Raw genomic sequence first — 14468 nt, 5'->3', positions numbered from 1 at the left:
CGCGATCAAGAACCTGATGGAGATCAGAACCTTGATCTATATCGCGATCAAGAACCTGATCTAAACATAGTGCAGTAACAAGTTTAGTTTCTCCATTAAGCGGCGCATGGTCCGCATTCTATAATGAAAGTGCTTACAATACCAGGCGAAACAGAGGGGGAAGCGATTCATGCGGAACAAGAAGTGGCTGACGTCGGCAGTGCTCGCCACGGCCTTCGCAGTAGCCATTACGGGCTGCTCGGGCAACAACAACGGAGGCGGGAACAACGCGCCGGCGCCTGCGAATGAAGGGAATACGAACACAGGCGGCCAGAACGCGGCAGGCGGCGAGGCGGAGAAGCCGGCACCGGTGACGTTCACGTATTTCAACGCGACGGCGAACAAGGACATCGACACGAACAAGACGATGATCGGCAAGAAGCTCGAGGAACAGACCGGCGTCAACTTCAAGCAGGAATTCCTCGTCGGCGACCTGCAGACGAAGATCGGCACGATGATCGCGAGCAACGAGTATCCGGACGTCATCCAACCGGACGCGGGCATCGACAAGATCCTCGATGCGGGCGCGTTCATTCCGCTCAACGACCTGATCGACAAATATGGACCGAACATCAAGCGCGTCTACGAGCCTTTCTTTAATCTGATGAAGGCCGACGACGGCAACATCTATTTCCTGCCGTTCTCCCCGCTCGTCGGCGAATTCAAGCCAAGCCCGACGATCGACCAAGGCGCGTTCTGGATTCAGAATCGCGTGCTGAAGGAAGCCGGTTACCCGAAGGTGAAGACGCTGGATCAATTCGTCAAGCTGATCGAGGACTACACGATCAAGCATGCAAGCGAGGATCTGATCGGCATGACGACGCTGACGCACGACTGGCGCTTCTTCACGACGACGAATCCTCCGAACCATCTGGCCGGCTATCCGAACGACGGCGGCGTGCAGGTGGACAAGAACACGCTGGAAGCGAAAGTGTACGGCGACAATGAAGACACCAAGCGCTGGCTGAAGACGCTCAACGATATGAACGCCAAAGGGCTGCTCGACAAATCGTCGTTCGTCGACAATTACGACCAATACCTCGCCAAACTGACTTCCGGCAAGGTGCTCGGCCTGTTCGACTACGGCTGGCAGGCGCAGCAGGCGTTCAACACGTTGAACAAGAACGGCAACGACGATCTGATGTACTTCCCGCTGCCGATCGTGTTCGACGAGAATACCAAGGATCAATACCTCGACCCGCCTTCCTTCGTCAACAACCGCGGCATCGGCATTACGGTGAGCGCGAAGGATCCGGAGCGCATCATCAAGTTCTTCGACAACCTGCTGACGGACGAGAACCAGAAGCTGACGCGCTGGGGCATCCAAGGCGAGACGTACGAGGTGGATGCGAATGGCCGCCTGTACAGGACGCCGGAGCAGATCGAGAAGTTGAAGGACAACGATTATTCCCGCGAAGTGGGCATCAGTTATTTCGCTTACTATTGGCCGATGTATGGCGGGGGCTCGACGTTCCCGGACGGCAACGCCGTCGATCCCGGCCGTCAGCCGGAAGTCGCCCAAGCGTCCTTCACCGACGCCGAGAAGGAGCGACTGGCCAAGTACAATGCCAAGACGTACGCGGATCTGTTCGCCGCGCCGGACGACCGTCCGTGGTACCCGGCATGGAGCATCGCGCTCGAGCAGGATACGCCGGCACAAATTTTCACCGTCAAACAGACCGACCTGCAGAAGAAATATTTCGCCAAAATCGTGCTCGCCGCGCCGGATAAATTCGAGGGCGTCTGGAACGACTACGTAACGGAATACCGCAAGACGCCGGTCGACGAATACGAGAAGACGATGACCGAAGAGATCAAGAAGAAGGTCGCGAAGATCAAAGGCACGAATTAACGGCCGAATCAGTGCAAGCAGAAGAGCGAAAGGCGGGATAGCGGCACCGGCCGGTCCGAAGCGGGGCTGGATGCACCCGGGCTGCCCCCGCCGCTCTTTTTAATCACCCGCATCCAAGACTACAGCGCATGGCCGATAGCACCCGAAGTAGAGGAAGTGGAACGATGAGACTGTTCATGAAAAGGCTGTTCAGCCAGCGCGCGCTCGTGTTCATGACCGTGCCTTTCTTGATCTGGCTGGCGATCTTCAAATATTTGCCGCTCTGGGGCTGGACGATCGCCTTCCAGAATTATAAGCCGGCCAAAGGGTTCGGCGACCAGAAGTGGGTCGGCCTCAAGCAGTTCCGGTTCATGTTCGAGGACGACCGGTTCCTGCTCGTGCTGCGCAACACGCTGGCGATGAGCCTGATCAATTTCGTGCTGGGCTTCGTGACCGCCATCATATTGGCGCTGCTCCTCAACGAGCTGCGCAACGCCTTGTTCAAGCGGTTCGTGCAAACGATCAGCTACCTGCCGCATTTCATTTCGTGGGTCGTGGCCGCCACGATCATTCAGACGGCGCTGTCCGCGGACGGCGGCATCGTCAACATTATTCTGATGAAGCTCGGCTTCATCAACGAACCGATCCTGTGGCTCGGCGAAGGCAAGTATTTCTGGGGCATCATGGGCGCTTCCGAAGTATGGAAGAACATCGGCTGGAATACGATCATCTACCTGGCCGCGATGACGACGATCGATCCGGCGCAATACGAGGCGGCGGAGATGGACGGCGCAAGCCGGCTCCAGCGCATGTGGCACATTACGCTGCCGGGGCTTCGTCCGGTTATTATCGTGCTCGTGATCATGAACCTCGGCCAAATTTTGGAGACGGGCTTCGAGCCGCAATATTTGCTCGGGAACGGGCTTAACGTCGACTACTCTGAAAATCTCGAGATTTTCATTTTGAAATACGGCATGAACCTCGGCAACTATTCGTTGTCCGTCGCGGCCGGCATCTTCAAGACCGTTATCAGCATCATCCTGCTGTTCTCCGCGAACGCCATCGCCAAGCGGTTCGGCCAGGACAGACTGTTCTAAGGAGGAAGCACCATGGCAATCGCGGAGAAAAGCTACAAGCGGCGCGTCCCGATCGGCGACCGCATCTTCGATCTATTCAATTACGCGTTCATGATTTGTCTGATGATCGTGACCGTCTATCCGTTCATCAACATGCTGGCGGTATCGCTCAACGACGCCACCGATTCCGTGAGAGGCGGGATTTATTTCTGGCCGCGCGAGCTGTCCTTCGACAGCTATAAGTACGTATTCGACCAAGGGACGATCGTGCACGCGACGATGATCTCGGTGCTGCGGACGGTGCTCGGCACGCTCATTTCGACGTTCTGCTCGGCGATGATCGCCTACGCGATCAGCCGGCCGGATTTCGTGCTGCGCAAGTTCGTCACAATCGCGTTCGTGCTGACGATGTATTTCAACGGCGGACTTATTCCGAACTTCTTGCTAATCCGGGAGCTGGGGCTGATGAACAGCTTCTGGGTATACATCATCCCTGGGATCATCGGCGTGTTCAATATCATCGTCATTCGCTCGTTCATCGAAGGGCTGCCGGACGGCCTCATGGAGTCTGCCCGGATCGACGGCGCCGGCGAGTTCACGACGTTCATGCGCATCGTGCTGCCGCTGACGCTGCCGGTGCTTGCGACGACGTCGCTGTTCACGGCGGTTTACCAATGGAACTCCTGGTTCGACGTGTTTCTATACAACTCCTCGCATGTCGAGCTGAGCACCCTGCAATACGAGCTGATGAAAATGCTCCAGAACTCCAATTCCACCGGCTCGACAGATGCCAGCGGCGCCTTCGCGAACGGCTCGGGTTCGGCTAACTACGTGACGCCGACGTCGATCCGCGCGACGATGACGATCGTGGCGAGCTTGCCGATCATCATGGTGTATCCGTTCCTGCAGCGGTATTTCGTGAAAGGTTTGACGCTTGGCGGCGTGAAAGGGTAATCGATAAACGTCTGCATCCGGCAGGTTAACGGGGGATGGAGCGAGAACTTGTAGGCGAACGGCGGCCGTCCGCAAGAGCCGCCTGCCGGAGAGGAGCGAATCAATAATGGAACGACTTATTACCGTGAAGCAGGTCGCGACGGAGGAGAAGGTTATTGCTTTTACGTTCGATGACGGCCCGAATCCCGTCTATACGCCGCAAATGCTGGAGATTTTCGCAGAGGTGAACGGGCGGGCGACGTTCTACATGATCGGCGAGCAGATCGAGGCGAACCGCGCGGTCGCCGAAGCCGTTCATGCGCAGGGGCACGAGATCGGCAACCATACGTTCACGCATCCGAATTTGACGGAGATCGAGATCGGGGAGGCGGCAGGTGAGATGCGCCGTACCGACGCGCTTATCCGAGAGGTGACAGGCGAGGCGGTCCGTACCTTCCGCGCCCCGTATCTGGCCGAGAACGAAGAGATCCTTGCGCTGGCGGACGAGATGGGGTATGCCACGATCGACGCGCTGAATACCGAGACGCACGACTGGGAGCAGCCGGGGGTGGCGCACATTCTGGAGAAGTCGCGGGATTATCTGGTGCCGGGCGGCATTCTGCTCTTCCACGACGGCTACGGCGACCGTTCGCAGTCGGTGGAGGCGGTCCGCACGCTCGTCCGCGAGCTGGTCGAGGGCGGCTTCCGGCTCGTAACGGTGCGGGAGCTGCTGGAGTTGGGAAGGGCTGAATGAAGATTTGCGGAGCAAGTAAAGCGTGTCCGCACATGTGGACGAAAGCGATGGTCAGCACGCAAGCAGCAGGAAAGAATCGAACGAACAAGTTTCCGCTTCGAGGCTAAACGTGTCGAACGAAGATCGAAAAGAAGCTTTGTCCGCCAGGACAAAAGCGGGCTGCGCACTGGTTTCCCTCCTATGGAGGGGCAATGCTGTCAGGTTAAGGAAAAAACGTCCGGCGAAGACACCCATGGCCTATAGTTGACAGGCTTATGACTTCGGACTGACTTCAAAACCCACTGAAGCTTTGTCCGCGAGGACAAAAGCATGCTCAGCTCGAGCCGACCCGCCAACCGCGAAAAATTGTGGCTGCACGAAGAAGGGAGTCCAGAGGGCGAAGTCCTTTGGTTCCCCTCGGCGGAGGGGGAAGGGGGAGGGGGCAACAAAAGTGGGGTCAAAGGGGCAGAGCCCCATGTTTTAAAGCACTCGAAACACCGGCTGACCGGGAATGAAATGCACCGGCAGCTCCGAATACCGGTCGCGCAGCTGCGCGGCCACCACGCGCATGCCCGGTTCTTCGCTCTCCGCATGGCCTATGGCGAGCAAGGATTTCGGGCTGCCTTGGCTTGCGGCGTCCCGGACATATTCGGGCGTCTCCCATTCCGGACCTTCGCCGGCGACGATCAAATCCAGCTCATGTTCGCGGAAGAGCGGGATGGCATTCGCGCCGCCGCCCCGGTAGCCGACGAGCACGCCAATCCGTTCGCAGCGCACGTCGGGGGTACCGGCAAGCCGTACGTAGGGGAGGGACAGCTTTGCTTTCACGTACGCGACCAGCTCCGAGACGCGCATCGCGGGCACGCGGAGCACAGCCGCGGTCGGCAGCATCGCCTCCACATGCGCCTCCCAGCCCAGGCTTTGCAGCAGACCGGTCATGATCGGGTCGGGCTGCAAGCGGTGGCAGTAATCATGGTGCCGGTAGATAGCCAGCCCCGATTGCCGGAGGAAGTCGCGTTTGGCCTGGCACACCGGGTCATTGGCCAGATGCGCAGCATGCTCGGGACGATGGTTGTAATACGGGCTTTCGTGGACGACGAGCAGGTTGGCGCCCAAGGCGACGGCTTGCTCGATCACCGCCTGCGTTGGCATGAATGCGACCGCGATGCCCGTCACGGGCGTCTCCGGCGTCCCGCCTTCCAGCGTATCGGCAGTATCCGCGATGGGCGGCACCGTGCCGCGAAGCTCGGCGATAACGTCTTGCATCGTAATCGACATAATCCTGTCCTCCTGTGAGCGGATGATATGTCCAACATTCTACGGCGAAAGGCACTTGTCTTGTCAAGTGGTTCTCCGATTGTTGGGTGACGCTCCCGGAGTCTAAAGTGTTTCTTGATCAGTTAACTTAATGGTTCGTGGACATACATCGACAAAAGTCGCTTTCATGCGAGCAATCTTCGCTGCAAAAAGATCAAGAGAAGAAGGTGACGCCACATGAACGAACAGCAGCATGCAGGGCGCGCGGATTACCGAGCTTGGTTCGCGTATCATCCGCGCGTAGATTTGGAGACGAACATGGAGAAGGCGCCGACTTATGCGTGGATCGCGTCGAGCGATCGGAACGATACGGTGCGGGCCGCCATCTCGGTGCTGGCGGAAGGGATCGGCGCCATGTTCGGCGAGACGCCGTGGGTAAGCGCGCTCGCGACGGATCCCGACGGGGAGACCGGTAAGCGGAGCGTCGGGCCGAACGCCGCGGATGGCGCGAATGGCGCCGATTCCGGCATTCTCGTCGGCACGTTCGCGGCGAACGAGCGGCTGCGAGAGATCTTCGGCGTCGAAGCGGCGGAACTAGGCCGCGAAGGATTCGCCATCCGGACGAAGGAGGGCGTGACCGCGATCGGTGCCCACACGCCAGTCGGCGCGCTATACGGCGCTTTCCACCTGCTGCGGCTGCTGGCGACAGGGGCGGACCCGAGCGGGCATGAGGTATTCGAGCGGCCGGCGAACAAGCTGCGCATGATCAACCAATGGGACAACATCGACGGCAGCATCGAGCGCGGCTACGCGGGGCCGTCGATCTTCTACCGCGACGACGCCATCGATTTTGAACCGGCACGCATACGCGATTATGCCCGCCTGCTCGCTTCGGTCGGCCTCAACGCGATCGCGATCAACAATGTGAACGTGCACCGGCTCGAATCCCGGTTCGTCACCGAAGACTACTTGCCGCGCCTCGCGGAGTTGGCTGCGATCTTCCGCGTCTACGGCATCAAACTGTTGCTGAGCGTCAATTTTGCCGCTCCGATCGAAGTTGGCGGCTTGCCGACGGCCGATCCGCTGGATGAAGCCGTGCAGCAATGGTGGCATGAGCGGGCGGCGGCCATCTATGAGGCGATCCCCGATTTCTGCGGCTTTCTTGTGAAGGCGGATTCTGAGAATCGGCCGGGTCCGTTCACGTACGGGCGCGGCCATGCGGAAGGCGCGAACATGTTGGCCGATGCGCTGGGGCGTCATGGCGGACTGGTCGTCTGGCGTTGTTTCGTCTATAACTGCAAGCAGGATTGGCGCGACCGGAAGACGGACCGCGCGCGGGCGGCATACGATCACTTCATGCCGCTCGACGGCGCCTTCCGGGATAACGTCGTGCTGCAGATCAAGAACGGGCCGATGGATTTCCAGGCGCGCGAGCCGGTCTCCCCGCTGCTCGGCGCAATGGAGCGGACGAACCAGGTCGTCGAATTCCAAATTACGCAGGAATATACCGGCCAGCAGCGGCATCTTTGCTATCTCGTGCCGCAGTGGAAGACGGTGCTGGATTTCGAGACGCACGCGCTCGGCGGCGCTGCCCCGGTCAAACGGATCGCGGACGGCAGCGTTCACGGGAGGACGCTCGGCGGGTTCGCCGCCGTGTCCAACATCGGCGCCGATCCGAACTGGACCGGCCATCCGCTCGCGCAGGCGAATCTGTACGGTTACGGACGGCTGGCATGGAACCCGGAACTGTCCGCCGAAGCGATCGCGGAGGAATGGGCCTTGCAGACGTTCGGCGCAAACCGGCGGGTCGCGGACGCGGTGGTCGGCATGCTGATGGAATCGCCGGACATTTACGAATCGTACACCGCGCCGCTTGGCGTCGGCTGGATGGTCAACCCGAACCATCACTACGGGCCGAACGTGGACGGCTACGAGTACGACAAATGGGGGACGTACCATTTCGCCGACCGAGACGGCGTGGGCGTCGACCGGACCGTACGCTCGGGCACGGGATACGCAGGTCAATATAGGGGATCCAACGCCAACATGTACGAATCGCTCGCGGATTGCCCGGATGAGCTGCTGCTGTTCTTCCATCACGTCCCTTACGGGCATCGTCTGAAGTCCGGACGCACGGTCATCCAGCACATTTACGACACGCACTTCGATGGAGCGCAGCGCGCGGGGGAGCTAGCCCAGCGGTGGGCGTCGCTCGAAGGGCTCGTCGCGGCCGATGTCTACGACGAGGCGCTGGCCCGATTCCGCGAACAGGCCGAGCACGCCAAGGAGTGGCGCGACCGGATCAACACGTATTTCTACCGTAAGAGCGGGGTGCCCGATGAGCAGGGCCGCACGATCTACTAGCAGAGCCGGAGCAATGAAGAGCAGGATCAACGATTGGTCCGCATAACCCCATTTGGGAATGAGGAAAGGAAGCGAGAATCGATGACGCAACGCACCAAACGCGGAGAGCCGCTAGTCAAGCATATGTACACCGCCGATCCGTCGGCGCACGTATTCGAAGGCAAAATCTACATTTATCCGTCGCACGACCTCGATCATGTGCGCGAATCGAACGATAACGGCGACCAGTACGACATGGAGGATTACCATGTGTTGTCCATGGAAGACGCGGATGCCGAGTGCGTCGACCACGGCGAAGCGCTGCACGTGAAGGACGTGCCGTGGGCATCCAAACAGATGTGGGCGCCGGACGCGGCGTACAAGAACGGCAAGTATTACTTGTTCTTCCCCGCGCGGGATCACGACGACGTGTTCCGCATCGGCGTCGCGACGGGCAGCCGGCCGGAAGGTCCTTTCGTCGCGGAACCGGACTATATCCCGGGCAGCTTCAGCATCGACCCGGCGGTATTCATCGACGACGACGGCCAGGCGTACATGTATTTCGGCGGCCTGTGGGGCGGCCAGCTGGAGAAGTGGCAGACGGGCGAGTTCAACGCGGCAGGCGAAGGACCCGCGGCCGATGCGCCGGCTTTGGGACCGCGCGCTGCTCGCTTGAGCGACGACCTGTTGACGTTCCGCGAGCAGCCGGGCGAGATCGAGATCATGGACGACGCGGGCAATCGGATCCTGGCGGGGGACGAGGAGCGGCGCTACTTCGAAGGGCCGTGGATGCACAAATACAACGGTCGCTACTACTTGTCCTATTCGACGGGCACGACGCATCAGATCGTCTACGCGATCGGCGACAACCCGCTCGGGCCATTCGTCTTCCAAGGGACGATCCTGACGCCAGTCATCGGCTGGACGACGCATCATTCCATCGTGCAATTCCAGGACAAATGGTACCTGTTCTACCACGACAGCTCGCTCTCCGGCGGCGCGGATAATAAGCGCAGCGTGAAAATGACGGAGCTGACGTACAACGAGGACGGCATGATCCGGACGATTGACCCGTACGGCGAATAAGGCTTGTTGATGGCCGGGACCGCGCAAGCCTGCGGTCATCACGGTCCCAAAGGGAACGCCGCCTCCGAATGATGTAGAGTCAAGCTGATTTTATGCCAAGGAGGCGGCGGCCGATGGAACACCTCCCCTACATTACCCAGGAAGACATGCGGGCGGAAGCCGAGCTTTTTCAGACCGTCTATACGTCGTTAATCCGCGAGATCGATCGGGGCGAGAGCTTGCGGGGCAAGTTGAACGACTTCCAGCTGCAGCAGGCGGTCGCGCACGCGAAGGACGGGATGGGCGTGCTTAGCTACGAGCGCAGGCAGACGATGAACGCCATCTTCGAGAACTTCTCGGCAATCTACAGATCGGACGGCCGGGCGGCCGCGGCCGTCTGGGCGAGCCAGAACTTCGGCTGCTCGCTCTCGGACGCCGGCTCCGAAGACCGGAACGACATGCGCGCGCGCATCGAGGAGCTGGCGCTGCTCATTCAGTTGAAGGAGACCGAGCTGCTCCAGCTATACCGGGAGATTCATGCGCTGCAGCAATCGCTCGCGGAGTGAACGACGCGCTGGCTTGCGCCAGCGAGCATCGAAGATACATAAGCAAGCAGAACAGGCAGCCATGGGATAGCGTGAACGCATCTCCCATGGCTGCCTTTGTTCGTGCTATGATGGATGATCGCGGCGACCATCCCCTGTGCCCCGACCGGCCTCGCATTCGGGCTGGGACGCAAGGGATATCGAATCGTGCCGCACGGACGAGCCGCCCCGGTCCTACCGATCGCGCTTCGTCGTTTGCAGCCGCTCCCGGATCATGGCTGCAAGACGGGCGGTCTGCTCCTCCGGTATGGCGCCCGACGCGATGGAACGCGCGGCGAGCGGGATGTACCAGTCGCGGATCTCAGACTCCGTCATGCCCGATAAGCGGCAGTACTCCTCGATGAATAGGCGGCAGGCCGCCTCACGAGACTTCTCGAAGTGCTGCTTCGCATCCGCCGGCGTCTCCGGGGGAAGGACGGCAAATTCGAGCATGACGCATACCTCCGCCACATCCGCGGCGGGGTTGCCGAGCGAAGCGTGCATCCAGTCGATCATGACCGCTTGGCCGTCCTCGTCCCGTAGGAGAAGATTGTTCGGATTCGCGTCGCCCTGGCACAGCTGGCGCTTCGCGGGCAACCGGTCGATATAGTCGTGGATGGCCGCGATTTCGTCGGTCGTCAGACTCGCAGGTCGGCCGATAATCCCCTTCAAATTCGTCTTCTGATCGGTGACGACGCCGACATGCGTCGTTCGGTGAATCCGGTGCAGCACGTCCGCGAGCAGACGCAGCTCATTGTCCATCGCCTCTTGGCGATGCAGTTTGGCGAACAGCCGGCTGACGAGCGTATCCCCGTCGATCCGTTCGAACACGATGCCGTCGCGTCCTTCCCAAGTCACGCGCTCGTACGGCCTTGCGACCGGCAGACCGCATTCCCACACTGCTTTGTTATTGCCGTACTCAAGCTCCACCGCGTGCGGGGGCGTATCCGCGTGGAACAGCTTAACGATCTTGTCCGGGCCGCCCCATTCGTACACCTCGCAGCTCGATCCTTCCGCAATGCGGGCTCCCAGCATAATGGCCCCTCCTGTTAGAACGATTGGACGACCATAAGCAAATGCCCGTCTGGGTCCTGAACGGTGATGAACGCCACGTCAGGGAAACGTTCGATGTCTTCGCCGACGATTCGAACGCCGAGTTGGCGCAAGTGCTCCAGACTACGGTCGATATCGACCGAGTCGAACGCGAACAGCGCGTGCGGGGAGGGCTCTGCGGGACCGTCTCCGATCGAGTCGAGCAGCAATATCGTATTCTCGAGCGGGATGGAGACGATGGGCGGGTAAGGCGCTTCCGGAACGGACCGACCCAGCAATGTACAGTACCAGGCGACGGAACGGGCCATGTCGGAAGTTTTGACGAGAACGGAGCCGACCACCGGTTGGACGGCTAGGGAATTGTCGCGAGCAGAAGGGATGGACATGGAATCTCTCCTCTATAAGAAGATGGAAGTTACAAAATAATCCAGTTTTAGTTTAGCGAATGTTTGTTCGGTTGTAAAGAAGGAGTTGCTTGGCGGTCGCTAATGTAGGTGGCGTTTCGCCTGCAGGACGTAGCCGTATGCTGTCACTGACGCTGCTGAGTATAAATTCAAGATTGGACAGGGATGAGGCCACCGATTTAACGCGATATGCCCGGCGTGGTAATTGATTATGTTGTCACCCGGACAATCCGCCCGAAGAAATGGTTGTCAAAACGAGTGGAGCTGGTTATAATACAAAATGTAAGGGCTTACAGAAAACCTTTTCAGAAAAGCTTTTCAACAGCTTGCCCGGCTTACTTCATCCTAAACCAAGAGGACGTTTGGACGCATGAAACCGACCATACACGACGTGGCAAGAACGGCAGGCGTCTCGATCAGCACCGTGTCCCGAGTCATGAACGCGCCGGAGACGGTGACCGAGCAGAAGCGGCTGCGCGTGCAGGAGGCGATCGACCTGTTGCAATATCAGCCGAATGGCTTCGCCCGCGGGCTGATCTACAAGAAGTCGGGTACGCTCGGCGTCATGATCCCGGATATCGAGAATCCGTATTACGCCGGCCTGCTGAGAGGCATGCAGGACGAGGCGGTACGGCTCGGACATAGTCTTATGATCTGCAACACGGACAGAGACAAGGACCGGCTGATCGCCTACATCCAGAGCTTCTACGAGAAGCAGGTCGACGGGATCGTCTTCGCGAGCGACGCGCTCCACCTCGAATATTTCGAGGAGATGCAGCGCTACCGAATGCCGATCGTGCTCGCCTCGACGAACGCGCCGGATTACGACATTCCGTCGATCGATATCGACGACGAGCAGGCCGCTTTCGAAGCGGTATCCTACTTGCTCGATTCGGGACACTCCCATATCGGCATGATCAGCTTCCCGCCGGCGGACACGATCTCCGGGTGGCCGCGAATGGAAGGCTTCCGGCGCGCGCTCCGCGAGCGTGGCATGCCCGCCGAAGAAGCGCCTGTCGCGTATGCGGCACATCGTTACGAAGACGCTTACACCGTAACGGCCGAGCTGCTGGCGTCGAACCCGATGCTGACGGCTATCTTCGCGGCTTCCGACGAATTCGCGATGGGGGCGATCTCCTATCTGCGCGACCATGGCAGACGCGTGCCGGAAGATCTGTCGGTGGTCGGCTTCGACGATATCCGGATGGCCGGGATGTACATTCCGAAGCTGACGACGATCGCCCAGCCGGTCTACGAGATCGGGGTCCGCGCGGTTCGGAAGCTTCATGAGCTGGCCATTGGGGGACACGTGGAGACGTTGCGGGAGAAGTTGCCTCACAAGCTGGTCGTGCGAGAGTCGAGCCGTCGCCTTTAAGGCTGCGGTAACGATTGCGGAAGACGCAGCGCATGACCGCGTTATGGCCGAACGACCGGGAAGCCGCAGTCTCGCAAGAGAAAGCCGGGTTGGCGGCCGGCGCTTGCAGGCGGCACTCCTGCCGCCTGCAAGCGCGATAGCAAGAATTCGCCCGCGGACGGGTCTTCTTTTCACCTTCTCTGAAAAGCTTTTCAGAAGAGCGCCGCTTCCCGATAGGCTTATCCAGTATACAACCTAAACACGCACCATTTGGGGAGGTGATGCGGACGCATTCGGGCAATTTAATTCATCAGCATTCCGTTAGCGCCATACAAGCAACCATTCGGAAAGGGTTGAGGTCTTTTGAAAACGAAGAAAAAGAGCGCATTGGTGATGTTCGGCACGATTCTCGCGCTGTCGGCGGCGCTTAGCGCCTGCGGCGGCAACAACAACGAGACAGGCAACAATACGGGGAATACGGGCGGCGAAAGCACGAACGCGACCAACACGGCGAACCAAGGCGGGACGAATACGACAACTCCGGATACGGCGGCGGGCGATTCTTACGTGGCCAAGGCGCTGAACGGCGATTATAAAGGAACGAAGGTAACGATGTTCGGTCCGTTTACGGACGCCGACGAGCAGAAGTTCAACGCGTCGATCAAGGAATTCGAGGATAAAACGGGCATCGACATCGCGTACGAAGGGTCCAAGGAGTTCGAGGCGACGATCTCCGTGCGCGTGAACGGCGGCAACGCGCCGGACATCGCGGACTTCCCGCAACCGGGCCTGCTGAAGGGCTTCGTCAAGGACGGCAAGGTGATCGACGTGAAGTCGTTCCTGACGGACGAATACTTGAAGAAGCAATATAATCAGAGCTGGCTGGACATGGCGACGATGCCGGGACCTTCCGGCGACGTCTACGGAGGCGTCTGGGCGCGCAGCAGCGTGAAAAGCCTCGTCTGGTACAACAAGAAAGCGTTCGACGAAGCGGGCTACAAGGTGCCGACGACGTGGGACGAAATGATGGCGCTGTCCGACCAAATCGCCAAAGACGGCGACCCGGCTTGGAGCATCGGCATCGAGAGCGGCACGGCGACCGGCTGGCCGGCGACGGACTGGATCGAGGACATCATGCTGCGCACGACGACGCCGGAGAACTACGACAAGTGGGTTAGCGGCGAGCTGCCGTTCACCGATCCGATCGTCAAGAACGCGGTTCAGAAAATGTCCGACATCTGGTTCAACGACGACTACGTCTACGGCGGACGCAAATCGATCGCCACGACGTCGTTCGGCGACGCCGTGAAGCCGCTGTTCGACAACCCGCCGAAAGCATGGCTGCACCGCCAAGCGGGCTTTATTACCTCGTTCTTCCCGGAAGGTCTGAGCGCGGATAGCTTCGATTGGTTCCCGCTGCCTCCGATCGATGCGCAATACGGCCAGCCGGCGCTCATCTCGGGCGACATCTACGCGATGTTCAACGATCGTCCGGAAGTGCGCGCGGTCATGGAATTCTTCACGACGGCCGACTCGCTGAAGACGTGGATTCAGTCCGGCGGCGTGACGGCGCCGATGAACGGCGCGGATCCGTCGTGGTACGCGAACGATCAAGAGAAGCGCATGGCGGAATTCCTCTCTTCCGCGAAGACGATCCGCTTCGACGGCTCCGACCTGATGCCTGGCGCGGTGGGCGCGGGCACGTTCTGGAAGGGCATGACGGACTACGTCAGCGGCACGGTCGATTTGGATAAGGCCATGGAGGAAATCCAGGCCGGCTGGAAATAACTTAGGCA

The 14468-nt window shown here is 59.8% G+C and carries 12 protein-coding genes; 9 read left to right on the top strand and 3 right to left on the bottom strand.

The features are described 5' to 3' along the window. Positions 1 to 169: 169 nt before the first annotated feature. From ACFFSY_RS26380 to ACFFSY_RS26365, 4 genes are all read left to right on the top strand, one after another. On the top strand, positions 170 to 1891 hold the full coding sequence (locus ACFFSY_RS26380) for an ABC transporter substrate-binding protein (RefSeq protein WP_377499787.1): 1722 nt from the start codon (positions 170 to 172) through the stop codon (positions 1889 to 1891). Positions 1892 to 2055: 164 nt separating this feature from the next. After that, positions 2056 to 2967 carry an ABC transporter permease gene (locus ACFFSY_RS26375; RefSeq protein ID WP_377499785.1) on the top strand — a complete coding sequence of 304 codons (912 nt, stop codon included), beginning with the start codon at positions 2056 to 2058 and terminating at the stop codon, positions 2965 to 2967. A 12-nt stretch (positions 2968 to 2979) separates the two neighbouring features. After that, positions 2980 to 3900, top strand: a complete 921-nt coding sequence (locus tag ACFFSY_RS26370; RefSeq protein ID WP_377499783.1) for a carbohydrate ABC transporter permease — start codon at positions 2980 to 2982, stop codon at positions 3898 to 3900. Between the two features lie 106 nt (positions 3901 to 4006). Continuing rightward, entirely contained in the window at positions 4007 to 4633 is a 627-nt protein-coding gene (locus ACFFSY_RS26365; RefSeq protein WP_377499781.1) for a polysaccharide deacetylase family protein, read from the top strand. 459 nt (positions 4634 to 5092) lie between these two features. Here ACFFSY_RS26365 and ACFFSY_RS26360 read toward each other — a convergent pair whose 3' ends face one another. Next, on the bottom strand, positions 5093 to 5890 hold the full coding sequence (locus ACFFSY_RS26360; protein WP_377499779.1) for a Nif3-like dinuclear metal center hexameric protein: 798 nt from the start codon (positions 5888 to 5890) through the stop codon (positions 5093 to 5095). Positions 5891 to 6106: 216 nt separating this feature from the next. On the opposite strand from ACFFSY_RS26360, the gene ACFFSY_RS26355 reads away from it, so the two are divergent. The 3 genes from ACFFSY_RS26355 to ACFFSY_RS26345 all read left to right on the top strand — a co-directional run bounded on the left by ACFFSY_RS26355 (position 6107) and on the right by ACFFSY_RS26345 (position 9843). Then, a complete protein-coding gene (locus ACFFSY_RS26355; RefSeq protein WP_377499777.1) occupies positions 6107 to 8233 on the top strand; it encodes an alpha-glucuronidase family glycosyl hydrolase in 2127 nt (708 codons plus the stop codon). Positions 8234 to 8314: 81 nt separating this feature from the next. Continuing rightward, entirely contained in the window at positions 8315 to 9298 is a 984-nt protein-coding gene (locus ACFFSY_RS26350; RefSeq protein ID WP_377499775.1) for a glycoside hydrolase family 43 protein, read from the top strand. Positions 9299 to 9411: 113 nt separating this feature from the next. Further along, positions 9412 to 9843 carry a hypothetical protein gene (locus ACFFSY_RS26345; protein WP_377499773.1) on the top strand — a complete coding sequence of 144 codons (432 nt, stop codon included), beginning with the start codon at positions 9412 to 9414 and terminating at the stop codon, positions 9841 to 9843. A gap of 213 nt (positions 9844 to 10056) precedes the next feature. Here ACFFSY_RS26345 and ACFFSY_RS26340 read toward each other — a convergent pair whose 3' ends face one another. Beyond that, positions 10057 to 10896: a phosphotransferase family protein gene (locus tag ACFFSY_RS26340; RefSeq protein WP_377499771.1), complete on the bottom strand. Its 840-nt coding sequence runs from the start codon at positions 10894 to 10896 to the stop codon at positions 10057 to 10059. Between the two features lie 14 nt (positions 10897 to 10910). Beyond that, positions 10911 to 11300: a VOC family protein gene (locus ACFFSY_RS26335; protein WP_377499769.1), complete on the bottom strand. Its 390-nt coding sequence runs from the start codon at positions 11298 to 11300 to the stop codon at positions 10911 to 10913. 388 nt (positions 11301 to 11688) lie between these two features. Between ACFFSY_RS26335 and ACFFSY_RS26330 the strand changes: the two genes are divergently transcribed. Further along, positions 11689 to 12693, top strand: coding sequence for a LacI family DNA-binding transcriptional regulator (locus ACFFSY_RS26330; protein ID WP_377499767.1), 1005 nt, complete (start codon positions 11689 to 11691; stop codon positions 12691 to 12693). Positions 12694 to 13065: 372 nt separating this feature from the next. After that, positions 13066 to 14460: an ABC transporter substrate-binding protein gene (locus ACFFSY_RS26325; RefSeq protein WP_377499807.1), complete on the top strand. Its 1395-nt coding sequence runs from the start codon at positions 13066 to 13068 to the stop codon at positions 14458 to 14460. Positions 14461 to 14468: the final 8 nt, after the last annotated feature.

Origin of the sequence: Paenibacillus aurantiacus, assembly GCF_042431225.1 — a bacterium.
In the GTDB taxonomy this organism is placed as follows: domain Bacteria; phylum Bacillota; class Bacilli; order Paenibacillales; family Paenibacillaceae; genus Paenibacillus_Z; species Paenibacillus_Z aurantiacus.
Note: the sequence above shows the minus strand (reverse complement) of the source record. Positions and strands in the feature narration are given on the sequence as shown.